The sequence below is a fragment of the Bacillus stratosphericus genome (genome assembly GCF_020524495.1).
Lineage (GTDB): Bacteria > Bacillota > Bacilli > Bacillales > Bacillaceae > Bacillus > Bacillus stratosphericus_B.
On record NZ_JAIVLB010000023.1, the window covers coordinates 12901 to 38764 of the forward strand.

The following is a 25864-nucleotide window of genomic DNA, read 5'->3' on the forward strand; positions in this document are numbered from 1 at the left end:
AGATCACCCCCGCCTGCTTCTACGATAGTGGAAATAGCGATCAATGATAATCGCACCAATTCCTGAAATCAGTGTCGCCAATATGGTTGGTCCTACAATATCTGTTGGCTGATCTGCGCCATATGTCATTCTAATAGCAATGACGGTCGTTGGCACAAGTGTGATAGAGGATGTGTTGACAGCTAAAAATGTAATCATGGAACGGCTCGCCTCATTCTTCCCTCCATTTAATGCTTTCATCTGCTCCATCGCCTTAATCCCAAGCGGTGTGGCGGCATTTCCGAGTCCAAAGAAATTTGCCATGAGATTGGACAGGATATACCCCATCGCCGGATGATTAGGGGGAATATCCGGGAATAGCTTTGAAATAAAGGGGCGGCACATTTTACTAAAGAAGTTTAATAGCCCCGCTTCTTCTGCAATCTTCATCAGTCCCAGCCAAAAAACAAGTACACTGATCAACCCGATTGAAATGGTGACCGCTTCTTTTGAGCCCTTAAAAACAGCTTCATTCACTTCCTGCATCGTCCCGTTTAGCATCGCATAGACAAGACCGATAACAGACAGAAACACCCAAATTAGATTGACCATAAAGACCCGCCTACAGATGCCTGAAAGACAGACTTAAACATTTCTTGAAAGCTTTTTTGGGGCATTCGATTGCGTTTATTCTCATAAAAAATGGGCACCTGCTCGATCACCTGACCATCTAATAAGAACGTCATTTTCCCCACAACATCTGGGATAGCCTCAGCGTTTCTTTCCCATTTCTTTTCAGGTGTGAGCATTTCAGTTTCAATTTTCACTAGCTTTTTCTCATCTTCATTTAGGAAATAGGCCACATCACGCTTAATAAACGCTTTTTTTTCATAAAAGGTCCCTTTTAACGAAGTAAGCCTGCCTTTTTTAGCAAGCATATACGTTTTATAGTGACCAAATGCATACTCAAACATAGAGATATGATCCTTCCAGTCATCCGGCGCATTAATGGTCACAGCAATTAATGCAGCATTCCCCTTTGCAGCTGTAGAGACGAGTGTGCGTTTTGCAAGCTTTGTATATCCTGTTTTCCCCCCAGTGGAATATTGATATAAACCGGTGAGCAGCTTATTTTTATTTTTCCAATAGCCTTCCATTGTCTTAGCTTTATAGAAAGTCGTGCCGGCAATTTTTTGATATTGTTTATGCTCCATGGCGTACTTTGTTAAAATCGCCATGTCATAGGCTGATGAATAATGGTTTTGATGATTATCAAGCCCATGCGGATTTTGAAAATTTGTATTCTCCATTCCTAGTTCAGTCGCCTTTTGGTTCATCATAAAAATAAAGCCTTCTAAGCTGCCGCCGACATGTTCTGCAATGGCGACAGCTGCATCATTTCCAGAACGCAGCATAAGCCCGTATGTCAAGTCTTCTAAGCTTACCTTCTGCCCTTCCTTCAAATAAATCGATGAGCCTTCAGCTTTAATCGCACGTTTTGATACTTTGACGGTTTCTTTCATTTTTCCTGATTCAATGGCTAATACAGCCGTCATAATTTTTGTGATACTGGCGATTCTTCTTTTTTCGTGCTCATCCTTTCCAAATAGGACTCTGCCTGATTGTCCATCTACTAAAATGGCGCTTCTTGCACTTACCGATAATGATATGTCTGCTTGAGCATTTGAGGATAACGGCAGTAAGAGTGTAAATAGAAGAAGGACTACTGTTCCAATTTTTAAATAGGGCATGTTCATTCACGTCCTTGTCCGTTTTGTACAAGTGTATGCGCGGCTGAAAAAGTTATGATGCCTCGTCCATAAAAAAAGCGTCTCTACATGAGGCGCTTTCACTCTTGCTTATACCATTTTTCACTTGCTGATGAGATGTCGTATATTCTACCTCTTCTCTCATCGTTAAAAAGTCTTTTTCTAAAGAAGAAAATAATTGCTTTACATCAGCCGATACTTCATGGTGGAAAACAATGCTGCTTTTTCCTGTATAGGCCGAACGGCTATCTTCATACCATATATCCTTTTTTGGTGTAAAAAATTCTTCAATACATTGATGATAATTACGGTGAAGCGTCTGCTGTGCGGCTTGCTGTGGAAAAGTCTGCTGCTGCCCGATTTTATTGCAAACAGACGCTGCATCCTCGCTATACACTGCAAGCTTCCATAATGTAGTCAATATGTCACAATAATAGGTATCCACTTCTTGGTTTAATCGTGTCAAGCTCGATAAGGTAGCTTCGTTCAGAAAGTCATTCACTTCAGTTGCAACCTTTGATAAAAAGACGCCTGCTTGATCAACTTGAGCCTTCACATTCATATGTGCCATTTGTTTCGTTTTTACCTTCCCAACATGTCTTTGTCACCATTTTTGACCTGAAATATTTTTATATTTTATCATACATTATTCCTTATTTTGAACTATTTCATCTCTTCAAATGTTTGATTGAAGTTTTCAAAAAAGAGATCAGCCTCTTCTTGCTCACCATCCGCTTCAACATTCTCTGGAAGCGGCGGCAATTCATCTAGAGATTTTAAGCCAAATTGCTCTAAAAAGGTAGATGTCGTGCCATAAAGAATCGCTCGTCCTGGACCATCTGCACGTCCAACTTCACACAGCAGCGCTTTGGCAACTAAACTATGAAGCACCCGTTCTGATTTGACTCCCCTGATCTCCTCTACCTCACCACGCGTGATCGGCTGTTTATAAGAAACAATCGCAAGCACCTCCAGTGCAGCCTGTGACAAACCTTTGGATGGAGTTTCTACTAATTTTTTTAAATAAATGCTGTATTCCTTTTTCGTGAGCAACATATATGAATCTGCATACTCAATGAGCTCAATGCCTCGTTCTTGTTTTTGATATTCTTCCTTTACAACAGACATAATGTCGATAAATGCCGCCTCATCAACTTCAAGAACAGACATGAGCTGTTTTCTTGTTAAGCCTTCGTCACCTGCTGCATAAAGTAGCGCTTCTAAGATGGCTTTCCAATTCACGATATTAAGCGTCATGAATCGTTTCACTCCCTATAATATAAATGTCTTCAAAGTTCCCTTCCTGCTCTAGCATGATTTGATGGATTTTCATCAATTCGAGAACAGCAAGAAACGTCACGACAAGGTGTTCCTTTTGATCATGTTGAAATAGAGTTTTAAAATTGGTCCGATTTTTTGTTTTTCTCAAATGGTTCATGATCTCATTCATTTTGTCTTCAATCGGGATTTCTTGTCTTGTAATCTTGGATGGTACTGGTTTCGTTATTTTTTTCCGGTTTAATACCTTTTGGAACGCACCTAACATATCGTACACCGTTACATGTAAGTTTGTGTCCTTCGCTTCCGCTTCTTTTGCAAACTCACTTAAATCGCTTGGTGGTTTTGTAAAGGCATTTTGTCGATCTTCTTCACGTTCTTTTAGTTCTTGCGCTGCATTTTTATACTTGCGGTATTCAATTAATTTTCCAATCAGCTCTTCACGAGGATCTTCTTCCTCTTCCAGCAGGTCTTCATCAAATAGCTCTTCCTCCTGTTTTGGAAGAAGCATTCTGCTTTTAATACTCAGGAGGGTTGCAGCCATCACCAAATATTCACTTGCAACATCGAGTTCAAGTTCCCTCATCGTGTGGACATATAATAAATACTGCTCCGTAATTTTAGCGACGGGAATATCATAAATATCAATTTCCAAACGGTTGATTAAATGTAAAAGCAAGTCCAAAGGACCCTCAAACGAATCTATTTTCACCTGATATTCCAGCATTCTTTTCTCACCATTTCTACTGTCTTCTAAAGTACCATTTCACCGGCTAACCTTTAGTATAAGACACGATAAAGCTCTCGTCCAATATAATTTCGACCATGATGCAATAGGCAAAACAAGAAAAACAGTGGATTCGCCCATACCAATAAGGGCACTTATACATAGAATACCATTGTAAACAGAACTGATGAAAAAGGAGGCCGTAACATTATGGGAGATGGTTATTACTTCGGCGGAGGATTTGCGCTTATTGTTGTGCTGTTCATCTTGCTGATCATCGTTGGCGCGGCTTGGGTTTATTAAAGAAACAGAGCGTCCTTTCACCAAGGGACGCTCTTTCTTCTTTTCTTTTCCGTGTGTTAGACTGTTAGTGGAAAAGGAGATGACCGGTGTGTACCCTGAAGCGTACCTGACTTTTTTACACGAATTTCATACGACAAGAGATTATTTTGAGTGTCATGAAATTCTTGAAGAATATTGGAAGGAATATCCCCCTGAGCAACGCAAAGAATACTGGGTTGGTCTGATTCAGCTTGCTGTCGCTTTGTATCATCAAAGACGGGGAAATAGAAAAGGAGCGAAACGGCTCATTTCAAACAGCCTTCACCTGTTAGAATCAAATCGCTCCGTATTATCGAACCTAGGTTTTGATGACGAAGCATTTCTTTTACTTCTTAGAACACTAAAAAAGAAAATGGATGAAGACATGCCATACGAGAGTGTGATGCTTCCAATCAAAGATCAAGTGCTCCTTTCTCTCTGCAAAGAGATGGCCCAAAAAGAAGGGTTGACCTTTGGGCAGGAAAGTAACTTATCCCACACGTTTCTAATCGAAAAACATAGATTGCGTGACCGGACAGATGTATTGCGTGAACGGGAGAAACAAATCAAACGTAAAAAAAGCAGAGGAATATAACCTCTGCTTTTACATGTGTGATATTTAATTTGTTTTGCTGTGACACTTATGAAAGAAGCCTTGCGTCAATTCATTTGGAATGAGTGTTTTGGTTCTAAATATCTCTTCCACTGCTAAAACCATTTCCTTGCCGATTCCTTGATCACGATGGGATGGATTGACACTTATATGCTCGATTTTCACTTGGTCGTCTATTTTCAGCACACCAATGGCACCTACGATATCCTCGCCATCCTTCCAAAGAAACAGCTGCCGTTTTTCATCCGTTTCATATGACTTCATCGTCTGCTGAAGCTGTTTGACGTCTTTCTCACCTGGCATAAAGGAAAGGAGTCCCATAGCAATTTTTTCAAAAGACCTCTTATAACGAATTAACATATATACCCCTCAATATTAAATATGTTCCTATTTCCCAGCAAATGTCTTGTGAATCATTTGCTCATCACACATTATAAACATTTTCATACCGTTTTTAAACTCTTTTTCATGAAATTAACGAAATGTTCGATTTAAATTGGCCATTTCAATGGCTGCTGCAGCCGATTCACTGCCTTTATTTCCAGCTTTTGTGCCGGCTCTTTCAATTGCTTGTTCAATGGATTCTGTTGTCAGTACACCAAAGATCATCGGTACCCCTGTTGAGATGGCACTTTGAGCAATTCCTTTGGCCGCTTCATTACACACATAATCATAATGCGTTGTTGCGCCTCGGATTACTGTTCCGAGTGTAATGACTGCATCATATTTTTTTGTTTCTGCTAGTTTTTTTGCCATATAAGGAATTTCAAAAGCACCTGGTACCCACACGACATCGATATCGTCACCGTTTGCTCCGTGTCTAAGCAGTGTATCTTCTGCGCCATCTAGCAGCTTACTTGTAATAAAATCATTAAATCTGGCTACTACTATTGCAAATTTTAATCCTTCTGCAACTACATGGCCTTGTATTGTATTCATATGTTCATCATCCTTTTTTGTCATTTTTATTTTGTTCCTATCGTCGTTGTTTGATTATTTAGATGTGTTTGCAATGCTTCAATTGTAAGCATCTTTAAATCATGTTCTTTTTGAATCTCCTTCAGTTCAGGTACGCGCGCCATTGTTCCATCCACATTCATAATTTCACATATGACACCCGCATGCTCTGAACCCGCAATCTTGGCAAGGTCAACGGCCGCCTCTGTATGACCTGGCCTTTCTAATACTCCGCCCTCTTTTGCAATGAGCGGAAATACATGACCTGGACGTGCAAAGTCTTCGGGTTTTGCCTCTTTATTTAACATGGCCAAAATGGTGGTTGAGCGCTCGAAGGCACTAATACCAGTCGTCGTTGACGTATGGTCGATGCTCACTGTAAATGCAGTATGATATGCATCCGTATTTCGCTCTATCATTGGATGCAAGTCCAGATGTTTGGCAATCGACGCATGGACTGGTGTGCAGATGAGACCCCTTCCATGTAAAGCCATGAAGTTAATGACTTCCGGCGTTGCATGCTCAGCAAGTGCCACAAAGTCTCCTTCATTTTCTCTGTCTTCATCATCAACTACAATAATGATTTCTCCTTGTTTGAGGGCATTCACTGCCTCATCAACAGAATGAAACATAAAATCGCCTCCTAGAATCCGTGCTCTTTTAAAAATGATGGGGTCAATCGGGATGGATGTTTTTGGTCATGCTCTTTTGTTAAAAAGCGATAAATATATTTGCCGATCATGTCACACTCTATATTCACTATATCACCCATAGATTTAGTTGGGAAAATAGTGCCTTCAAGTGTATGAGGAATAATAGAGACTGTGACTTGACGATCATGCAAATCGAAAATGGTCAAGCTGACGCCATCTATGGCAATTGATCCCTTTTTGGTGAGCATATCTGTGAGGGACTTGTCCATCTCTAAATCATAATAAATTGCATTACTCTTTTTTTCTATTCGGGTAATCAAAGCCGTTCCATCAACGTGGCCTGATACAAAATGGCCTCCGAATCGCCCATTAGAGGACATGGCCCGCTCTAAATTGACTGAACTTCCTGATGTCAGGCGATTTAGCGATGTGGCTTTGACCGTCTCAGGCATCACATCTGCCGTGAACTGTTCTTTTGTAAAGCTTGTGACTGTAAGACATACACCATTGATCGCAATACTGTCCCCAAGATGAACATCTTCTAGCACACGGCTGCATTTTATGACGATTTCCATGGCATCTGCTGCTCTTTTGCTGCTTAATGACTGGACTGTGCCAACTTCTTCTATAATCCCGGTAAACATGTGATCCTCCTTTTCTCTTTCTTTTGTATTTCTCACTTTATTCAAAAGCGATGTTAGGGACATGTGATCGATTGAGCACCTTCGTCGCTTTTTATGGTCCATACAAGGTAGATGAGGGATCACCTAATAAACACTGTATGCCTTTCACTAATTTACATACAGAAAGCCCCGGAAAAATTCCGGGGCTTTGGTTTTTTTGCATTAGAAATAAAACTATGATCAACCAATATTTTTCGTTCATAGCTTTCTTTATCCTTCTCCCATCCAGACTTTCACTGTCGGCTTCAGCTTCTCACTGAATCAACCGTTAATAAATTAACGGGTCACGGGCTGTAAAGCATATGCTTTATTACCGTCGGTCGGGATTTTCACCCTGCCCCGAAGGATACAATCGATATTTAACTGTCCTTAGGGGCTATTATAGCGATCCTTGTTGACAAATGCAACAATCAAGATTTATTTACCTGTTCCATAAAAAAAGCCTCCTTATATGATAGGAAACATGTCAATTAACAATTTTCACTACTTTTATAAGACCATCTATTCTTTTTTCATTACTAAAATATGCTTTGATACGATCGCCTTTCTTCAAATCGGAGACATCATCTTCAAATTTCTTTCCATTAAAAATGATCTTCGTTCCGTTTTTCGCTTGACCGTAATATTCATCTCCATCAATTTTTGTAATGGTATACTCATAGATAGTATAATCTTTATCATTATTCGTTAAGCTTTCGCCAATGGCTGTTGGCACGTCTTCAATTTTCATGCCATTCATGTATAAATAACCTGCACCTAAACAAAGCAGTAAAACAAATAAAATCCCAATTTTTAATTTAATTTTCCCCATATTTAGAACCTCCATCATCTGCACTTCTCCTATTTGTATGTTTTATTCCTTCTATTGCTGAAATAAAACCAAAAAAGCTGATTTTCAATAATGGTTACTTATATAACGATTCAGACGGACCTTTGGTTTCCACCTTTTAATCATTACATATGATACGAATATTCGTTCTTTATTAAGAGGGTGTTCGTTAAATTTCTCCTTATAACGACAGTAAACGACATAGACACTAAAGAAAATAGCGACTTTTCTCCTATACTCTTTTTTCAAGTGCAAACAAGTCTTCTTCTAAGGCCTGTGCACGTTGGACAGCTATGTCTCGACTATCGCGCACCCCCTGATTATAATAATACTTCCAATGTGATGTGTGATAAAAGGCAATACTTGAACAGTTGCCACTTCTCCAATAACTTCTTCTCTCTCATTTAAAAAAACGTTGTATTTCATCGATCATTTTCTTTTTTCTTCTGTTGTCAATGATTTCATATCATCCACCAGCTTTCTTTTCATTTTTGCTTGTACGATCACCAAACCAATTTTAGTATGTTCTTATATATCATAAATGGCATCTGCTGTATTCTCTCCATAAAGAAACACCGCAAATGCGGTGTTTCTTTTCATTATTATGCGTCGACAACTTCGACTTTTTCCATGCCTTGGCCTTGCTCCATATCAAGAACAGCCTCGATACCTGATGTTACCTTTCCAAAAACAGTGTGCACACCGTTTAGATGTGGCTGCGGGTCATGTACGATAAAGAATTGGCTGCCGCCTGTGTCTTTACCAGCATGCGCCATTGATAATGAACCTCTTTCATGTTGATGAGGATTGCCTTCTGTTTCACATTTAATTGTGTAACCAGGACCTCCAGTTCCATTACCGTTTGGGTCGCCCCCTTGGCTTACGAAGCCTGGAATTACGCGATGGAATTTTAGTCCATCGTAAAAACCTTCATTTGCTAGCTTTTCAAAGTTTGCTACAGTTCCTGGAGCAGCCTCTGGATAAAGTTTAAACTCAATTTTCTTTCCATTTGTTAGTTGTATGTATCCTTTTTTCGCCATTTTTCATATTCTCCTTTCAGGTTAAACAACGCTCATTATAGCACATTTTCTATGATGTTAAACATCCCTTGCTTCTTGGTTGTTATTTATCTCTTCTTTCAATATTGATAAAATGAAAGAACCTGCTACTTTTCTCCTAAAGGAAATGATGGCAGACTGCTCAAAACGGCTTCATTTTATGGAAGATCAAAACATCTTCAAAGAAAATTGAAACGTCAGACTGATTTGCTACGTCTATATGATGGAGTACGCTCAAAAGCGAGTACTCAAAAGATGAGTTTCTCTTGAAAGAGGAACGCTTTCGAATTGAAGGAGGTCAACATGTTTAAAAAAACGATGCTTGGTATGATGGCAGCGCTCCTTTTACTGATAGGTGCGCCAAAAGTCAGCTTAGCGGATGCAGCTGTCGGCGATGTCATCGTCACACTCGGGCAAGACTTAACACCGGCTGATCGCCAGAAGGTGCTTGACGAGTTGAATCCACCTGAAAATGCGACAAAAATTGAAGTAACCAATAAAGAAGAGCACGAATATTTAGGAAAGTATATCCCTCGTTCTCAAATCGGGACTAGAGCATTATCATCTTCATCCATCACAATTCAAAAATCAGGTACTGGTCTGACTGTGGATACACATAACATTAAGACCATTACAGATGAGATGTATTTAAATGCTTTAATGACAGCAGGTGTCAAAGACGCGAAGGTTGTCGTAACTGCCCCGTTTGAGGTATCTGGTACAGCAGCGCTGACTGGTTTATTAAAAGCCTATGAAGTCTCAAGCGACAAAGCCATTCCAGAAGATGTGAAGCAGGTCGCAAACGAAGAGCTTGTGACAACATCTAAATTAGGTGACTCCATTGGGAAAGACAATGCATCTGCCCTCATTGCAAAAATCAAAGATGACATTGCGAAAAACGGTGTCCCTAAAACAACAAAAGAAGTGGAAGAAAAAGTGGATCAGGCTGCGTCTGATTTGAACTTAAGTCTGACGCAAGAACAAAAAGATCAGCTTGTCTCTCTATTCGATAAAATGAAGAACATCAATATCGATTGGAAAGAAGTTGGATCCCAAATCGATAAAGCAAAAGACAAGATTACGAAATTCATAGAATCTGATGAAGGGAAAAACCTTTTACAAAAGATTTGGGACTTCTTTGTCTCGATTTGGAACGCAATTGTATCTGTATTTACTGGTGGAAAATAATTCTCATAAAAAGAAAGCTGCCTGATGATCTGGCAGCTTTCTTAAGTAGATGATTTCACTTTTGATTGATAAGGTAAATCAAGCTTGACAATGTCCTCATATGTTTCACGCTCAACCACAAGCTGAGCTTCCCCATCTTCTACAAACACGACAGCCGGGCGCGGGAGACGGTTATAGTTGTTTGACATACTATAGCCGTAAGCGCCTGTACAAAAGACAGCTAGTAAGTCTCCCTGTGATAACTCTGGCAAGTCAATATCCCAAATGAGCATATCTCCGCTTTCACAGCATTTCCCTGCAATTGAAACAGTTTGATCATGTTTTTGACTCATTTTATTAGCACTTGCAGCTTCGTATTTCGCTTGATATAAAGCTGGACGAATGTTGTCACTCATTCCCCCGTCAATAGCTACATAATCACGAATTCCAGGTACATGTTTTGAAGAGCCGATCGTATACAGAGTTGTCCCTGCATCGCCAACAAGAGAGCGGCCTGGCTCAATCCAAATTTCCGGCATCTCAAACTCGTAGCGGACTACGTTCTCTTTGACAGCTTGAATAATTTTCTCAACGTATTTTGTCGCAGGTAGTGGTTCGTCCTCTGCTGTATAACGGATTCCAAAGCCACCGCCTAAGTTTAACACCGTGGAAATAAAGCCAAATGATTCTCTCCATTCATCCAGCTTCATAAAAATTTTATCTGCTGCAAGGACAAAACCAGTCGTATCAAAGATTTGCGAGCCTATATGGCAATGGACACCTAGAAGCTGGATTACTTCTGATCCAAGCATCTGTTTCACCGCTTCGTCTGCTTGTCCATTATGAAGATCAAAGCCAAATTTTGAATCCTCTTGGCCTGTCGTAATGTAATCATGAGTATGCGCCTCGACACCTGGCGTAATACGGAGCAGCACTTTCACCTTTTTTGACAGCTCTTGACCAAGCTGCTCAATGAGCTTCATTTCATAGAAATTATCAACCACAATACAGCCGATCCCATGCTCTAATGCCATCTTTAATTCTTCTCTACTTTTGTTGTTGCCATGAAAATGAATTTTATCTACTGGAAATCCGGCGCAAATAGCTGTGTGCAGCTCGCCGCCTGATACGACATCAAGTGATAATCCTTCTTCTTTGGCAAGCTGAAACATTGCAATGGAAGAAAATGCTTTACTCGCATATGCCACCTGTGCCGTTAATTCTTCTTCAATAAACGCTTTCTGGAAGCTTTTTGCGCGCTCCCGTATTAAAGCCACATCATATACATAAAGTGGTGTCCCATACGTTTCAGCTAAAGAAACGGCATCAACACCACCAATTTCTAAATGACCGAGTTCATTTTGTCTGCAAGTGCCGTGTAAATACAATGTCATTCCCTCTTTCTCTGCCTCGGCTGAAAAAAGACAGCTGCGTGAGCTGCCTTTTGCCGTTTCTCAAAGTTAAAAATACAATATCACAATCTTCAGCCACTTTCAATGAACGTTAAGAATTTGGCGGAATTTTTGATCTGTTTTGAGGGTGAACGATGCTTGGCCTTACTTTGGAGCCAGGAACAGAAGTCCGAATCAGCACTTGCCACAAAGCTTTTCCATTAAAAGGAATGAACGGCCACATATATGGCGTCTGCAATGAACGAATGGATGTTAAATAAATAATTAACAACGTAAAACCAATGATGAGTCCATTCAGTTTAAAGATCGCCACTAGTGCTAATATGATCAGTCGTATGATTTTATTGGCGACACTTAACTCATAGCTAGGAGTGGTAAATGTGCCGATTGCTGCTAGTGAGACGTATAAAATGACCTCTGGTGTAAATAAACCAACATCAATGGCAATTTGTCCAATTAAAACGGCTGCAATTAACCCCATGGCGGTCGATAGTGCTGTTGGTGTATGAATCGCTGCCATCCTTAAAAATTCCACCCCAAAATCAGCAAGGAATACTTGGAGAATGACAGGAATACGAGAAGGTTTATTCAACCCAATATATTTTAAATTGTCAGGTAACAGATTTGGTTCTAGGATAAAAAGAAACCAAATCGGCAAAAGGAAGGTAGAACATAATATTCCTAAAAAACGCACCCACCTTAAAAAAGTGCCCACTGCTGGTGCTTGGCGATATTCTTCTGCATGCTGAACATGGTGAAAAATAGTGGTCGGTGTAATGATGACACTAGGGGATGTATCTGTAATGATGATAACATGTCCTTCTAGAATATGGTTAGCTGCTACATCTGGTCGCTCGGTATACCGCACAAGTGGAAAAGGGTTATACCCTTGCTTAATAATAAATTCTTCAATCGTTTTATCAGACATCGTCAGTCCATCTACTTTGATCCCTGATACTTCTTTTTCAATAATATTCACAAGATCTGGGTCTGCAATATCTTCAATGTAACAAACACATACATCTGCTTTTGAACGTTCGCCTACTTTGAGCATTTTGTATCGCAGTTTTTCATCTCGCACTCTTCTTCGAATGAGTGCTGTATTTACATTTATGTTTTCAACAAATCCGTCTCTCGCCCCTCTGACAATCTTTTCTGTATCCGGCTCCTCTGGCATTCTGCCAGGATAGCTCCTGACGTCAATGATAAATGCGTAGTTTTCCCCTTCTACGATGACTGCAACAAGCCCTGACAGCACTTGATCCACAGCTTCATCAAGCGTGTCGACTTTTGAGACTTCTTGATTGACAAGACGGTTCTCTACTACACGTGCGATGTGATCTGATTCTGGTTCGTTGTCATTGATTTCAATCAGTTCTTTTAATAAATAGATGACATGCTGTGTATCATACAAACCGTTTACATAGTAAAGTTGTATTTCCTGATCATGTATATAAATTTTTCGAACGCCAAGGTCAAAGCTGAGACCCATGCCGACATTTTCCTTGAAGTAATTTTCATTTTTCTTCGGATCTCGGTACACGTTTACTTTGTCTTTCTTCATGGAAGCCACTCCTCTCTAATATTAATTCAACTGCTTTCATTGTGATTGGAGATCCTTTGCTTAGATCATCTTTCCGTCCCATCTTGCCAATATCTCCAATCCCAACAACAAACGGAAGATGGAGTGAGTCGAGACAATATACCGTATCCCCGCTCATTTTATGAGGCTCCATTTCTGGAAGTCCATGTTTGTCCACACCGTATTCTGTCAGTTCACCTTCCCGGTCAATAGAGACATGTACCTTTGTCCATTCGGCTTGATGCGTCTTTGATGCAACTGCAATGGCTCCAATCACTTCGATTTCGGGGTGGCGTGCTACATACTTCATAGCCGTCTCCCCTGTTCCTTCACCTGTTAGACCAGAATCATCAAACATGACAAACACCGGATCAGACGGCGTCTTTAAAATCATCTGTACAAGTTCAGGTCCTGTTCGTTTGCTCGGATTCCCTTTTGAGCTAGAAATACATCTTCCACCGACTTTTTTTGCGGCAAGTTCAATGGTCTTGGCAGCATATATATCTCCGTCTGTCACTAAAATGACTTTACGTCTTTTCCCCATATGAAGTTATCCTTTCGGTTTAAATATAAGTGCGACAAGAAATGAGAATAAAATCGCAGCTGATATTCCAGCAGAGGTTAATTCAAAAATACCGATCCCGATTCCGATGAATCCGTGTACATCTGCCTGGTGCATCGCCCCATGAAGCAGGCTATGACCAAAGCTAACGATAGGAACGGTAGCACCCGCACCTGCAAAATCAATAAATTTATCATAAATACCAAACCCGTCTAATATAGTTCCCGCCACAACAAAGGTGGTCATGACATGTGCAGGCGTGAGTTTGAGTACGTCCAATAAAAGCTGTCCGATGACGCAAATAAGTCCGCCTGCAACAAAAGCGATAAGATAATCCATTAGCTTTCTCCTCCTGCACGTTCAAATACGACACCATGTGCAATGGTTGGAATGGTCTCTTTTTGCTGGACCATCATCGGGCTAAGAAGCGCCCCAGTTGCCACAACCAATACTCTTTGCAAATTCCCAGCTTTCATTTCTTGAAAGATGTGACTGAACGTCACAACAGCTGAACAAGCACATCCGCTGCCTCCAGCGAACACATTTTGATCAGGTGTATAGATGATTAAGCCGCAATCATCGTGCTTTCGGCCAAGCTGAATGCCATCTTCTTTGAGAAGATCCTTTAAAATCGGTGAGCCAATGCCTGATAGATCACCTGTTAAAATAAGATCGTACTCATCAACCGTTCTGCCTAAGTCTCCTAAGTGCTGCTTAATGGTGTCTGCTGCTGCCGGTGCCATTGCCGATCCCATGTCAAATGGGTCTGTGATCCCAAGATCCATGACTCGTCCAACGGTTGCGCTTGTAATTTGAATTTGAGAGGGCTCTTCGCTGATGATCACGGCCCCGCTCCCAGTCACTGTACTTGTCGCTGTATCTGGTTTTTGTCCACCGTATTCTGTCGGATTACGAAATTGACGCTCTGCTGTCGCATTATGACTACTGGTAGCAGCGATGGCTCTTTTTGCAAAACCACCATCTACTAATGCTGAGGCAATCGCAACCGACTCCATTGATGTGGAGCAAGCCCCAAATAAGCAAAGAAACGGGATCTTCAATTCTCTTGCCACATAGTTTGCTGTGACGTTTTGATTCAGTAAATCTCCTGCTAACAATAGATCAATATCGCTTTTTTGCAAATTTGCTTTTGAAAGAGCAGATGATATCGCATCATCCATGAGCTGTCTTTCAGCCATTTCCCAGTTCTTTTGATAACAGTGCATTTCATCATATGTCTTATCAATTAAATGACCAATCGGGCCTTCTTTTTCTTTCGGACCTGCAGCTGTTCCTTCTGCATTGACATAAAGCTTGTGCTCAAATACCCAAGATTGTTTACCTGTTAATTTCACGTTTCATTCCTCCTACGAAAACATCTTTTCCAAGAAGTATCGAATGATTCCTACGATATATGCAGAAACGACACCAAAAACAATGACGTTCCCAGCGAGCTTAAACATGTTCGTGGCAACACCTAAAACAAGCCCTTCACTTTTATGCTCAAGAGCAGCACTTGTCATACTGTTAGCAAAACCTGTGACCGGAACAGCTGAACCCGCTCCAGCAAACTGACCGATTCTATCGTAAATACCAATACCAGTTAAAATGGAAGAAAATAAGATGAGGGTCGCCACCGTCGGATTCCCAGCTGTATTTTCATTAAAATCAAAAAAGTGAATATAGAAGTTTTGCAATCCCTCGCCTATAGTACAAATCAAACCCCCAACAAGAAAAGCCTTGATGCAGTTGAGTACATAAGGAGGTTTGGGTTGATATGTTTTTACCTTAGATGGATAGTTCTCTTTTAAACTTGACACGTGTTGTTCCCTCCAAATTTGTTAAATATAAATAAGCCAATGAAATAGTGAACCAAACACCTTTCCTAAAACGATGGCCATGAGCAGTAAAACAATTTTTCCGTCCATTCCAATTCTTTTTGTTAAGATAGGAAGTACATTTAAAACTTCAGTCAAAGCGGCTGCAAGCATTCCAACGAAGATGCCGGATAAAAGTCCGATCGGAAGAGTCAGCCATTTGGATAAATGCAAATGACTTAGACTTAAGGTCCCCCAGCCGCCAACAACCGCACCACAGATGACAGCCGCCTCGTACCCTTGTATGAAGCGCTGCGTTTTGGTTAATTGCATTAATCGAGGTATAATCCCAAGGACTGTTAGAAATGCCACAAATCCAGCCCCTACCGTTAAACCGCCGCCAAGCCCAACGAACACAACAAATAGCCACTTACCGATCATGGATATCTTTCAATGTTTCTTTATTTTCCCTGAGCGCAACATAATGATCGAGATCGAGCTGGTATTTAAACATTTCCACTTCTAGCGGACTTGGTTCTTCATTTAAACGCTTTTTAAATACATGATTAAAAAATAAAATCATGCCAAAACCTAGTCCAAAGCTATATGGAATTTGTAATAAATAAGGATGCTCAACCGTTTTTCCAGTGATCATTTCATATAGGCGAATATGAACAATCCGCATACTGACATCCTCGTGGAAATTCATGATGGCGAGGGCCGCTCCAACAAATAATAGGAGCCATACAAACACAAATAAAATGGGAGAAAGCTGACGTTTGCCTGTGTCAATTTCTACAATGGCCTCAGAGCCTCCGACGGTTTGAATATCGATGTCTGGCCACGTATTTTTGATCGTTTTGATCACATGCATGATATCTAAAACCACGATGTGACGATCCTTTTGGCTAACATGATACATCGGCATTTTTCTCAGCTTTTGTACAGCAAACTCATCACCATTGATTTGAGCGATATCCTTTAAATAAATGAGCTGATCATTACCGGTCTTGATTCGATGGCGCAGCCGAATAAAGATTTGTCCATCCATCCAAGTCACTTCCTATACGATGGGTTAAAAATAGTATGTGGTGAAAAATGGCTATCATACTGAAGAAACTTGATTTACCGGTAATTACCACACACAAAAAGCCAGCCGAATTGGCTAGCTGTCTTTTTGATCCATTTGCAATTGGATTTGTTTTAAAATTTTCTTTTCAAGCCGTGAGACTTGTACTTGTGAAATACCTAACCTTTCTGCTACCTCAGATTGTGTCTGGTCTTTATAATACCTTAAGTACACAATCAGTTTCTCTCGCTCTTCTAATTCCTTGATCGCTTCTTTCAGTGCAATTTTATCGAACCATCTTTCTTCTGAATGATCTGCAATTTGATCAAGTAACGTGATGGGATCTCCGTCATTCTCATACACGGTTTCATGAATAGAAGACGGCGAGCGAACCGCTTCTTGGGCGAGGACGACATCCTCTGGTGTGATGTCTAGATAATGGGCAATTTCCTGTACCGTCGGCATCCTGCCATGAGACTTAGATAATTCGTCTCTTGCACGGCGGATTTTATTTCCAAGTTCTTTTAATGATCGGCTGACTTTGACCGTTCCATCATCACGAATAAAGCGCTGAATCTCACCAATAATCATTGGTACTGCATAGGTCGAAAATTTGACATCATAAGACAAATCAAATTTATCAACAGATTTTAGCAGTCCAATACAGCCAATTTGAAACAGATCATCTGGTTCATATCCTCTATTTAAAAAGCGCTGAACAACGGACCAAACAAGACGCATGTTTTTTTCTACGAGGAGGTCTCTTGCTTGCTGTTCTCCGTCTTGGCTTTTTTTGATGAGCTGTTTGACTTCATCATTTGACAGCTGTGCTTTTTTTGCTTGTTTTTTTACCTCCACATCCATATGAGCAGCTCCTTAATTACAAAGCGCTTTGCTTTTTGATAGGTGCTTTGTTAAACGGACCGTCGTGCCCATTTCTGGAGATGAGTCTACTATGAGATCATCCATAAAATTCTCCATAATTGTAAAGCCCATTCCAGAGCGTTCTAAGTCTGGTTTTGTTGTGAAAAGGGGCTGCCTTGCTTCCTCAAGATTTGTAATTCCCATGCCCTCGTCATGAATGGTGAGGTAAACGACATGGTCATCAAGTGTGACACTAATATGCACCTTTCCGTCTGGATTCCCATCATAGCCGTGAATAATAGAGTTTGTCACCGCCTCTGATACAACGGTTTTGATTTCTGTTAATTCATCTAATGTCGGATCAAGTTGAGCGATGAATGCTGCGACTGTGACTCTAGCGAAGGATTCATTTTGACTCAAAGCAGAGAAGGTCAAGTTCATTTCATTTGTCATGATGCCACCCCCAATGTTTGTAGTGCGGATTGCTCTGAAGGCTCCATACGGATAATTTTGAACAAGCCAGACATATCAAATAAACGGTCCACCGCTGACGAGATCGCACAGACGACCATTTCACCGCCAAGCTGTTTGATTTGCTTATATCTCCCTAGTATCACACCGAGTCCAGAGCTGTCCATAAACGATAAATCAGCCAAATTCAGCACGATGTGGCGAATGTCCTCTGTTTCCAAACAATTCGTCACCTTTTGTCTCAATGTTTCTGCGGAGTGATGATCGAGCTCTCCTGTCAACCGAATGCAAAGTACGCTCTCTTTTACTTGAAATTCAATACCAAGGCTCATCTTTTTCTTCCTCCTTGCTCTAATTTCGGATAAAGAATGTTTCTCTTTTATATCAAATAAATCCTTCTCCATGACAAAACTAGTGACCATTCGTCACAATTAGATGTTCTTTTCTTCCCGCTCATAACAAAAAGACTGCCAATTGCAGCAGTCTTTAGTAATTTATTCCCATTTTACAAATTCGCTCATTGCTCGTTTCAAGAAGGTCCAAACACCTGCTTTTTCCATGCCTTCTTTTGCTTCAACAGGGCTTTCATGCAATACTTTACCGTCAATTTTTAAAACAATGGTACCAAGCTCCGTTCCTTTTGAAAATGGGGCAGTGACATCATGTGATAATTTGATTTCTTTTTTGATCTGATCCACATTTTCGCCTTTTTTCGTTAAAAGAGAGATCTGTTCAGATGTGACAAGCTGAATTTTTTTCTTTTTACCTTTGCTCACTTTGACCTCTGCCACGTCTTGTCCTCGTTTGTACATCGGATGGGTTATATATTGACTAAATGCATAATCTAACATTTTAACCACTTGGGCGTTTCTGTCTTTCGGTGTACTTGCGCCGAATACAACAGCAATTACGCGCATGTTACCTTTTTTGGCTGATGCGGTTAAACAATATTTTGCCTCGGCTGTAAAACCTGTTTTCACTCCATCGACACCTGGATAAAATTTAATCAGGCGGTTCGTGTTTACAAGCCAGAATTTTTTATCCGTGTTTTGCCGGAGATAGTCTTCGTATACACCCGTGAACTTAGTGATTTGTTCATATTTCAACAGCTCTTTTGTCATTTTTGCCATATCATGAGCTGTGCTGTAATGATCTTTTTCAGGAAGTCCTGTTGGATTTTGAAAGACTGTTGAGGTAAGCCCAAGCTCTTTTGCTTTTTTGTTCATTTGCTCAACAAATTGTTCTTCAGATCCTGCAATGTGCTCTGCCATGGCAACTGAAGCATCATTTCCTGAAGCAATCGCAATGCCTTTTAGCATTTCTTTCACGGTCATTTCTTCTCCAGGTTCAAGGAAAATTTGTGAGCCTCCCATGGATGCGGCATAGTCGCTCGTTCTCACTTTGTCTGTCATTTTCAGCTTTCCTTGGTCAATGGCTTCCATGATGAGAAGCATGGTCATGATTTTGGTCATACTTGCAGGCGCAAGCTTTTCATCGCTGTTTTTGTTGTAAAGCACCTTCCCCGTGTCACGTTCAATTAAGATGGCTGATTTGGCTTCGTGCGCTAGTTCTGATGTTTGTTTTTCTCCTGGTTTTTCTATCTTTTCTTTTGCTATCGCTGATGGTGAAACCATTGAGATAATTATCATTAAAATAAGCAATGCACATATATGACGTTTCAAGTGGCAGACCTCCATTATCGTAATCCTTTCTATTTTTTCCTCATTAAGGCTCTTTTATTCAGAGATCGTTTGATTGCCATAAAAAAACCTTCTGTTTGATGAACAGTAGGCTTTTGGAAACTTGCTATGAGAGTTGTTTCACAACATCTTTCACTAAATCAAGGAAACTTGCTTTCACTTTTTCCGTCACTTCAATGACTTCATCATGAGAAAGCGGCTGATCTAAAATACCTGAGGCAGCATTGGAGATGCATGAAATACCAAGTACTTTCAATCCTGCATGACGCGCCACAATGACTTCTGGCACAGTGGACATACCGACCGCATCAGCACCAAGGGTTCTGAGGAAACGAACTTCAGCTGGTGTTTCATAAGAAGGACCCGTCATCCCAGCATAAACACCTTGCTGTACAGATATTCCTAAGTGTTGAGCCGTTTTCTCTGTAAGTGCGAGCAAATCCTTATCATAAGGTGCAGACATATCTGGGAAACGAACCCCTTGACTGTCATTTGGTCCAATTAATGGATTGGTTCCCATCATATTGATATGATCCGTAATTAGCATGAGATCGCCTGGATGAAAGGACGTATTCACACCGCCGGCTGCATTTGTCACAATGCATGTCTCAATGCCAATTTCTTTCATCACACGGACAGGAAACGTCACTTGTTTCATATCATATCCTTCATAGAAATGAAAACGCCCTTGCATCGCACATACGACGGTGCCTTTCAGCGTCCCGATTACGAGCTGTCCTGCATGTCCTTCTACTGTTGAAACAGGGAATCCAGGAATATCTTCATATTTCAATTTAATTGGATTTTCAATCTCATCAGCTAAAATGCCTAGCCCTGAACCTAAAATCAATCCTACTGTTGGTACGTATGTCGATGCTTGTTTAATGTATGCTGCCGCTTCTGAAAACTGTGCTCCCACGAGATTTCCCCCTATTTGAGTTTAGATAAAAAGCTTGTTCCGTATTTTGGCATCGTTGACTTGAAATTATCTGCTACCGTTGCCCCAAGATCAGCAAAGGTTTTCGCTGTTGGCAGTTCATTCGCTTCCTGATGCTTTTTGCTGTAAGCAATGAGCGGAACGTATTCTCTTGTATGGTCTGTTCCGTGATGAACCGGGTCATTTCCGTGATCTGCTGTGATCACAAGCAGATCATCCTCTTTTAATAGGTCAAACACTTCAGGAAGACGTGCGTCAAATTCCTCTAATGCTTTTCCATAGCCCTCTGGATATCTTCTGTGCCCATATAGAGCGTCAAAATCAACAAGGTTTAAAAAGCTGAGTCCAGTAAAGTCTGTTTTAAGTGTCTCGACCAGCTTGTCCATTCCATCCATGTTCGATTTCGTTCTGAGAGAAGATGTGATTCCTTGGCCGTCATAAATATCAGAGATTTTTCCAATGGCAATGACATCAAGTCCATCATCTTTCAGTTCATTCATAACTGTACGGTCAAATGGTTTTAAAGCATAGTCATGACGGTTTGGCGTTCTGATAAATACACCAGGCTCCCCGACAAACGGGCGAGCGATAATGCGCCCTACCATATATTTTTCATCTAATGTTAGTTCTCGTGCCATTTCACAAATGCGGTAAAGTTCTTCTAATGGTACTACCTCTTCGTGAGCAGCAATTTGCAAAACAGAATCGGCTGATGTATAAACGATTAAATCGCCTGTTTTCATGTGCTCTTCGCCAAGCTCATCAAGGATTTCAGTCCCAGAGGCTGGTTTATTTCCGATGATTCCACGCCCTGTTTTTTCTTTTAGTTCATTTAATAGTTCCTCTGGAAATCCGTCTGGAAAGACTTTAAACGGGGTGTCTATGTAAAGACCCATCATTTCCCAGTGCCCTGTCATTGTGTCTTTACCGTTTGATGCTTCTTGCATTTTTCCATAATACGCAAGCGGTTTTTCGTCCGCTGGAATTCCTTTGATTTCTTTAATATGACTTAGCCCAAGCTTCGCCATATTCGGCATATAAAGCCCGTTCATTTTTTCAGCAATATGTCCAAGTGTATCTGCACCTACATCATTAAAATCAGCAGCGTCTGGAGCTTCCCCAATCCCTACTGAATCCATCACAATGATGAAAATGCGTTTATACTGATAATCAGGCATTAAAAATCGCCCCCTTTAATATTCTTATCCTTTGACCTTTCAAATGCAGAGAGGTCAGACATCTCAAGTATAAACGGTTTTCAAGTCAAATGACAACCTTAAACGTACAAACATAAAAAAAGCATGATACATGTTCACCGTGTCATGCTTTACTTATGCCCTTGGATGAAATTTATGATACACTTCTTTCAGTCTTGTTTTCGTGACATGTGTATAAATTTGTGTCGTTGAAATATCTGCATGACCGAGCATCTCCTGTACAGCTCTTAGATCAGCACCGTTTTCAAGCAAATGTGTAGCAAATGAATGTCTGAGCGTATGCGGCGTCAATTCCTTTTGAATGCCTGCTTCGAGGGCTCGTTTTTTTAAATTTTTCCAGAAGCCTTGTCTCGACATCTTTTTCCCGTGATGATTGAGGAATAAGGCATCCGCTGGCTTTTTTTTTAGCAGCTTGCTTCTGCCTTTTTCTATATACTCTTCAATTGCACTTGCAGCGGCCTCGCCAATTGGCACAATTCGCTCCTTTCTTCCTTTTCCAAAACAGCGGATAAAGCCCATTGTGAGATGAACATCTGCAAGCGTGAGATCCAGCATTTCACTCACGCGAATACCTGTTGCATATAAAAGCTCCAGCATGGCTTTGTCCCTGTAGTCAAATGGTGTGTGCCGCTTTGGTGTATCGAGCAACTTTTCCACCTCATCAAGGGATACAACCTTCGGTAATTTCCGCTCTGTTTTTTGCGTTTCAATGTTCCACGATGGGTCATCTGTTATCACTTTTTCCCGAAGTAAAAATTGATGAAAGGAACGGATCGATGATAGATGTCGCACAGACGTTTTACTCGATTTCCCTTCCTCTTTTAGCTGCTTTAAATAATGAATGATATGTAGTCGCGTGATATCTTTGATATCCGTCAACTGCTCGTGTGTCATTAAAAAAGACAAGTAGTTCTGTAAATCTCTTTTATAAGAGACAATGGTATTTTCAGATAGCCCTCTCTCTACTGTCATAAAATGAATAAAGTCGGATAATTGATCGTTCAATGGTTTCTACTCCCCGTTTTGATAAAAATAGATCAATCGGTCTTGCCAGTTGTCTTGATTCGGCTGATTCATTTCCATCACTTTAATCGCTGCACCCTCTGGTTTATCATAACGATGATAGCTCTCATATTCTGAATTTATCCATATCATAGCATAATAGAACAAGACGGTAAAACCAGTGAACAAGATAAATACATTTATCACTTCACCTGTTGTTTTGAGCCATTTTTGCATGATCTTCATGTCCTTTCTCATCTTCTCATTACTTCAGCATATGCCAGATGGGACAAGGAATATACAGCGAACATACAAAAAACCTTTTCATTTTGAATGAAAAGGTTCCAATCCCGGATTATTTGCCGGATTCATCATCATGACAGCGATGGCAAATTCCATGGAATGTCAATCTATGATCCTTAATTTTAAATTTCCAGTCTCTTTCAATAATCTCTTCAACATCTTCTAATAAATCATCTTCTATCTCATCGACTGTCCCGCATTCCATGCAGACAAGATGATGATGGAAGTGAGCGGCTCCTTCTTTGCGAAGATCATATCGCGAAACGCCGTCTCCAAAGTTAATTTTATCAACAACTTTCAGTTCAGTTAGCAATTCTAACGTCCGATAAACAGTAGCAAGACCAATTTCAGGAGACTTCTCTTTTACGAGGAGGTATACATCTTCTGCACTTAAATGGTCTTCTTCATTCTCAAGCAGTACTCTTACTGTTGCTTCACGCTGTGGCGTGAGCTTATAGCTGGAAGAATGAAGCTGTTTCTTAATTCGATCAATCCGATTTTCCATTAACTTTCCCTCCTACGCCACATTACTTGATCATTATATCAAATGATGTGCAGAGAGCCAACTATAACCATTTTAAATTGATAAATAAATTTATTATTATTTAATAACAATTATAAAGTTCTCAAAAAAGGACACCCGCGAGTTTTTTCATCAGCATGAATGATAGGTACGATTCAAAAAATGAGGAAAGTGCAGCAAGCGCTAAAATCATAAGCAGCACAGATGCATACCATCCAAACCACTGAACTGGCGCTTGTCTGATGGTTTTTTTCATGAAAAGCTGCCCAATCAAACGAATGGAAAACGCAATCGCACAAGTTCCGATCACTAAATAGGCTGGAATGAGCAAGATATTTTGTGGAAGAACCGATACAAAAGAAAGAAAGAATCCACTGAGCCCCATTTGATTCACTAGAAAACCGACAGTAAATCCAACGACAATTCCTTTTAAGAAAATCATGAGAAAAATGAGCGGCAGGCCAATGATGGAAATTCCTAGTATCCATATGAGGCCTAAATATTTCATATGATGCAGAAAGCTTTGCAAAAACATTTCTTTTGTTTCTCCTGCTTTCTCATTCGTCAACTGACCAAAAAATTGATTTAAATAATAGAATAAATCCTCTTTCTGACTGATTGTCATGCTATTGACGATGATGGCTCCAAAGATCACACCCATTAAAAAGAGTACAGAGACAAACAAATAAATCGATAGATGATCTTTTACGTGCTGAAGTAGATGTTCCTTCCAAGACTTTTTCCGCATGCGTCTTCCTCCCAAATAGTAAAGGTTACTAGATTCTATGAGAGAGATTACGAAACATGACAGTTTTATCGAAGAAAAAGAGAAAGCAGCCAGCACAACTGCTTTCTCTTTTCATTTATCGTGCGGCTTTTTGTACGTTCACAAGCCCAGCACCGTAATAAAATGGATCTCCAAGCTTTGTCGATGTTTTTGAAAGTCTTTCACGCACTTCTTCGTTCGTTAGATTCGGATGTTTTGATAGAATCACAGCCGCTGCCCCCCCTACATGTGGTGAAGCCATTGACGTTCCGCTCTTGTAGCCATATTCGTTACCAGGAATTGTACTTAACGTTGAAACGCCTGGGGCCGATACTTCTACCTCTTCGCCAACAGAGGAATCAAAGGCTCTTTTCTTTCTTTGATCAACAGATGCGACAGCCAGCACTGAGCTGTATTTTGCAGGATAGTCAATCGTATTGAGTGAACCATAACTTCCAGCATTTCCGGCAGAAGCCACAATCAGAATTCCTTTGTCATACGCTCTATCTACAGCTTCCTTCAGTGCCTCTGATTCACTTGCTCCCCCCATACTAATATTGATGACATCCATGTCATTTTCGATGGCCCATTCAATGCCTTTCACAATCCAACTATAGTAGCTATCACCATTTTCATCTGCTACCTTAACAGCATAAATAGAAGCTTTTGGCGCGACACCAACGACTCCAACCTTATTATCTAATGCTGCGATCGTGCCTGCCACATGTGTTCCGTGTTCATGCGGATCAACAAGCGGGTCAGACTCCGTTGGAACAAAGCTCACCCCACCTGTTACGTGTAAATCTTCATGCTTGCCATCAATGCCGCTATCAAGAACAGCTACTTTGACATTCTGTCCGGCGTACCCTCGTTTATGTACCTTTTGCGCTTTAATGGTTTCGATGCCATGTGGGACAGTTTGACCGGTTGTTTTTGCTTTTTGGTCTTCCTCAATAAAGGTGACTTCTTTTGCTTGATTCAATTTCTCTTTCGATACCTCATTCAATGAAACTTTCATCATATCTATTTGTTCTATTGATTCTTTCACATGCCCACCAGCTTCTTCAACAAGGTGTTTTTTTGCTTTGTCTTGAACTGAAGAAGAAAATCCGATCATATACTCTTTTTTTGCTTGCTCCTTTGCAGATATATCTGATGCACCAAACGTGATCGATGTCAGCAGCATCGCTACCATACAAAACCCTGCACCAAATGTCTTGACATTCACAATACTCACTCTCCCTTTTATTGCTTTTTGTCATTTAACTACATTTTGAGACAAAAAGAAACGACCGTTTGTCCTATTTTTTTATAATTTTCCATTTATTTGATTATTCTTCATAAAAAAGCAAAATAAAAATGCTTATGATCTTCTTGATCGCGATCATAAGCATTCCTACCTTTATGTTTCTTCATCAAGGCTTCTTGTTTTGTTTTTGTCTTTCTTTCGTGTGTACTAAAATGCGGCATGTGTCCTCTCGACAGTTCAGGATTTCGGCTGTGCTGCCTTTGTATAGGTTCTCGCTTTTTCTTTGCTTTGCTTTTCCCATTTAGCAAAACCCCTTTCGTTGTCGTAATGATACATGAAAGCATTTAAACAAGATA

General features: G+C 40.5%; 33 protein-coding genes, 1 pseudogene and 1 riboswitch. Of the genes and pseudogenes, 3 read left to right on the plus strand and 31 right to left on the minus strand.

The features are described 5' to 3' along the window. Positions 1 to 3: 3 nt before the first annotated feature. The 5 genes from LC033_RS10570 to LC033_RS10590 form a co-directional block, all read right to left on the minus strand. The gene (locus LC033_RS10570; protein WP_226568216.1) at positions 4 to 591 is read right to left on the minus strand and encodes a nucleoside recognition domain-containing protein; all 588 of its coding nucleotides are present in this window, start codon (positions 589 to 591) and stop codon (positions 4 to 6) included. Next, positions 579 to 1730 carry a D-alanyl-D-alanine carboxypeptidase family protein gene (locus tag LC033_RS10575; protein ID WP_226568217.1) on the minus strand — a complete coding sequence of 384 codons (1152 nt, stop codon included), beginning with the start codon at positions 1728 to 1730 and terminating at the stop codon, positions 579 to 581. The genes LC033_RS10570 and LC033_RS10575 overlap by 13 nt, the downstream gene beginning before the upstream one ends. A gap of 52 nt (positions 1731 to 1782) precedes the next feature. Beyond that, positions 1783 to 2319 (minus strand): DUF3907 family protein, encoded by a 537-nt coding sequence (locus LC033_RS10580; RefSeq protein WP_226568218.1) that lies wholly within the window; start codon positions 2317 to 2319, stop codon positions 1783 to 1785. 92 nt (positions 2320 to 2411) lie between these two features. Beyond that, positions 2412 to 3005: an SMC-Scp complex subunit ScpB gene (gene scpB, locus LC033_RS10585; protein WP_226568219.1), complete on the minus strand. Its 594-nt coding sequence runs from the start codon at positions 3003 to 3005 to the stop codon at positions 2412 to 2414. Further along, positions 2995 to 3753 carry a segregation/condensation protein A gene (locus LC033_RS10590; protein WP_226568220.1) on the minus strand — a complete coding sequence of 253 codons (759 nt, stop codon included), beginning with the start codon at positions 3751 to 3753 and terminating at the stop codon, positions 2995 to 2997. The genes scpB and LC033_RS10590 overlap by 11 nt, the downstream gene beginning before the upstream one ends. Positions 3754 to 3963: 210 nt before the next feature. On the opposite strand from LC033_RS10590, the gene LC033_RS10595 reads away from it, so the two are divergent. Further along, the gene (locus LC033_RS10595) at positions 3964 to 4056 is read left to right on the plus strand and encodes a YjcZ family sporulation protein (protein WP_008359694.1); all 93 of its coding nucleotides are present in this window, start codon (positions 3964 to 3966) and stop codon (positions 4054 to 4056) included. Between the two features lie 88 nt (positions 4057 to 4144). Then, a complete protein-coding gene (locus LC033_RS10600; RefSeq protein WP_226568221.1) occupies positions 4145 to 4669 on the plus strand; it encodes a DUF309 domain-containing protein in 525 nt (174 codons plus the stop codon). A 24-nt stretch (positions 4670 to 4693) separates the two neighbouring features. On the opposite strand, the gene LC033_RS10605 is transcribed toward LC033_RS10600, so the two are convergent. From LC033_RS10605 to LC033_RS10635, 6 genes and pseudogenes are all read right to left on the minus strand, one after another. Further along, entirely contained in the window at positions 4694 to 5047 is a 354-nt protein-coding gene (locus tag LC033_RS10605; RefSeq protein ID WP_226568222.1) for a GNAT family N-acetyltransferase, read from the minus strand. Positions 5048 to 5161: 114 nt separating this feature from the next. Beyond that, a complete protein-coding gene (ribH, locus tag LC033_RS10610; RefSeq protein ID WP_226568255.1) occupies positions 5162 to 5626 on the minus strand; it encodes a 6,7-dimethyl-8-ribityllumazine synthase in 465 nt (154 codons plus the stop codon). 38 nt (positions 5627 to 5664) lie between these two features. Continuing rightward, a pseudogene (ribB, locus tag LC033_RS10615) lies at positions 5665 to 6276 on the minus strand (3,4-dihydroxy-2-butanone-4-phosphate synthase); the annotation flags it as partial. An 11-nt stretch (positions 6277 to 6287) separates the two neighbouring features. Continuing rightward, entirely contained in the window at positions 6288 to 6941 is a 654-nt protein-coding gene (gene ribE / locus LC033_RS10620; RefSeq protein WP_226568223.1) for a riboflavin synthase, read from the minus strand. Between the two features lie 248 nt (positions 6942 to 7189). Continuing rightward, positions 7190 to 7331: riboswitch (FMN riboswitch) on the minus strand. A gap of 115 nt (positions 7332 to 7446) precedes the next feature. After that, positions 7447 to 7791 (minus strand): hypothetical protein, encoded by a 345-nt coding sequence (locus LC033_RS10625; RefSeq protein ID WP_226568224.1) that lies wholly within the window; start codon positions 7789 to 7791, stop codon positions 7447 to 7449. A 620-nt stretch (positions 7792 to 8411) separates the two neighbouring features. After that, positions 8412 to 8849 (minus strand): peptidylprolyl isomerase, encoded by a 438-nt coding sequence (locus LC033_RS10635; RefSeq protein ID WP_226568225.1) that lies wholly within the window; start codon positions 8847 to 8849, stop codon positions 8412 to 8414. 321 nt (positions 8850 to 9170) lie between these two features. Here LC033_RS10635 and LC033_RS10640 point away from each other — a divergent pair, with 321 nt between their 5' ends. Beyond that, positions 9171 to 10055, plus strand: coding sequence for a DUF1002 domain-containing protein (locus tag LC033_RS10640; RefSeq protein ID WP_226568226.1), 885 nt, complete (start codon positions 9171 to 9173; stop codon positions 10053 to 10055). 41 nt (positions 10056 to 10096) lie between these two features. On the opposite strand, the gene lysA is transcribed toward LC033_RS10640, so the two are convergent. The 20 genes from lysA to brfA all read right to left on the minus strand — a co-directional run bounded on the left by lysA (position 10097) and on the right by brfA (position 25852). Beyond that, the gene (gene lysA / locus LC033_RS10645) at positions 10097 to 11422 is read right to left on the minus strand and encodes a diaminopimelate decarboxylase (protein ID WP_226568257.1); all 1326 of its coding nucleotides are present in this window, start codon (positions 11420 to 11422) and stop codon (positions 10097 to 10099) included. 115 nt (positions 11423 to 11537) lie between these two features. Next, positions 11538 to 13010, minus strand: coding sequence for a spore germination protein (locus LC033_RS10650; protein WP_264188718.1), 1473 nt, complete (start codon positions 13008 to 13010; stop codon positions 11538 to 11540). Then, the gene (gene spoVAEA, locus LC033_RS10655; protein ID WP_226568228.1) at positions 12964 to 13572 is read right to left on the minus strand and encodes a stage V sporulation protein SpoVABEA; all 609 of its coding nucleotides are present in this window, start codon (positions 13570 to 13572) and stop codon (positions 12964 to 12966) included. The genes LC033_RS10650 and spoVAEA overlap by 47 nt, the downstream gene beginning before the upstream one ends. Before the next feature lie 6 nt (positions 13573 to 13578). Then, positions 13579 to 13929 (minus strand): stage V sporulation protein AE, encoded by a 351-nt coding sequence (gene spoVAE / locus LC033_RS10660; RefSeq protein WP_226568229.1) that lies wholly within the window; start codon positions 13927 to 13929, stop codon positions 13579 to 13581. Continuing rightward, positions 13929 to 14945 carry a stage V sporulation protein AD gene (spoVAD, locus tag LC033_RS10665; protein ID WP_226568230.1) on the minus strand — a complete coding sequence of 339 codons (1017 nt, stop codon included), beginning with the start codon at positions 14943 to 14945 and terminating at the stop codon, positions 13929 to 13931. The genes spoVAE and spoVAD overlap by 1 nt, the downstream gene beginning before the upstream one ends. 12 nt (positions 14946 to 14957) lie before the next feature. Beyond that, complete coding sequence (gene spoVAC, locus LC033_RS10670) at positions 14958 to 15410, minus strand: stage V sporulation protein AC (protein WP_226568231.1); 453 nt, start codon at positions 15408 to 15410, stop codon at positions 14958 to 14960. A 21-nt stretch (positions 15411 to 15431) separates the two neighbouring features. After that, the gene (locus LC033_RS10675) at positions 15432 to 15848 is read right to left on the minus strand and encodes a stage V sporulation protein AB (RefSeq protein ID WP_226568232.1); all 417 of its coding nucleotides are present in this window, start codon (positions 15846 to 15848) and stop codon (positions 15432 to 15434) included. Next, complete coding sequence (locus tag LC033_RS10680; protein ID WP_226568233.1) at positions 15838 to 16458, minus strand: stage V sporulation protein AA; 621 nt, start codon at positions 16456 to 16458, stop codon at positions 15838 to 15840. The genes LC033_RS10675 and LC033_RS10680 overlap by 11 nt, the downstream gene beginning before the upstream one ends. A 114-nt stretch (positions 16459 to 16572) precedes the next feature. After that, entirely contained in the window at positions 16573 to 17340 is a 768-nt protein-coding gene (gene sigF / locus LC033_RS10685) for an RNA polymerase sporulation sigma factor SigF (protein WP_226568234.1), read from the minus strand. 12 nt (positions 17341 to 17352) lie between these two features. Next, positions 17353 to 17793 (minus strand): anti-sigma F factor, encoded by a 441-nt coding sequence (spoIIAB, locus tag LC033_RS10690; RefSeq protein ID WP_226568235.1) that lies wholly within the window; start codon positions 17791 to 17793, stop codon positions 17353 to 17355. Beyond that, positions 17790 to 18143 (minus strand): anti-sigma F factor antagonist, encoded by a 354-nt coding sequence (gene spoIIAA / locus LC033_RS10695; protein ID WP_226568236.1) that lies wholly within the window; start codon positions 18141 to 18143, stop codon positions 17790 to 17792. Before spoIIAA ends, spoIIAB begins: the two co-directional genes overlap by 4 nt. A 162-nt stretch (positions 18144 to 18305) precedes the next feature. Further along, complete coding sequence (locus LC033_RS10700) at positions 18306 to 19460, minus strand: D-alanyl-D-alanine carboxypeptidase family protein (RefSeq protein WP_512699438.1); 1155 nt, start codon at positions 19458 to 19460, stop codon at positions 18306 to 18308. Between the two features lie 157 nt (positions 19461 to 19617). After that, positions 19618 to 20430, minus strand: coding sequence for a purine-nucleoside phosphorylase (locus LC033_RS10705; protein ID WP_226568238.1), 813 nt, complete (start codon positions 20428 to 20430; stop codon positions 19618 to 19620). Between the two features lie 11 nt (positions 20431 to 20441). After that, positions 20442 to 21626, minus strand: a complete 1185-nt coding sequence (gene deoB / locus LC033_RS10710; protein WP_226568239.1) for a phosphopentomutase — start codon at positions 21624 to 21626, stop codon at positions 20442 to 20444. A 153-nt stretch (positions 21627 to 21779) separates the two neighbouring features. After that, positions 21780 to 22670 carry a site-specific tyrosine recombinase XerD gene (xerD, locus tag LC033_RS10715; RefSeq protein WP_226568240.1) on the minus strand — a complete coding sequence of 297 codons (891 nt, stop codon included), beginning with the start codon at positions 22668 to 22670 and terminating at the stop codon, positions 21780 to 21782. 6 nt (positions 22671 to 22676) lie between these two features. Then, positions 22677 to 22904 carry a YqzK family protein gene (locus LC033_RS10720; RefSeq protein ID WP_226568258.1) on the minus strand — a complete coding sequence of 76 codons (228 nt, stop codon included), beginning with the start codon at positions 22902 to 22904 and terminating at the stop codon, positions 22677 to 22679. A 118-nt stretch (positions 22905 to 23022) separates the two neighbouring features. Next, positions 23023 to 23475, minus strand: a complete 453-nt coding sequence (fur, locus tag LC033_RS10725; RefSeq protein WP_003215577.1) for a ferric iron uptake transcriptional regulator — start codon at positions 23473 to 23475, stop codon at positions 23023 to 23025. Positions 23476 to 23596: 121 nt separating this feature from the next. Then, the gene (gene spoIIM / locus LC033_RS10730; RefSeq protein ID WP_226568241.1) at positions 23597 to 24241 is read right to left on the minus strand and encodes a stage II sporulation protein M; all 645 of its coding nucleotides are present in this window, start codon (positions 24239 to 24241) and stop codon (positions 23597 to 23599) included. 115 nt (positions 24242 to 24356) lie between these two features. Next, complete coding sequence (locus tag LC033_RS10735) at positions 24357 to 25487, minus strand: S8 family peptidase (RefSeq protein WP_312887866.1); 1131 nt, start codon at positions 25485 to 25487, stop codon at positions 24357 to 24359. Between the two features lie 110 nt (positions 25488 to 25597). Then, the gene (brfA, locus tag LC033_RS10740) at positions 25598 to 25852 is read right to left on the minus strand and encodes a ribosome rescue factor BrfA (protein WP_226568242.1); all 255 of its coding nucleotides are present in this window, start codon (positions 25850 to 25852) and stop codon (positions 25598 to 25600) included. Positions 25853 to 25864 lie beyond the last annotated feature (12 nt).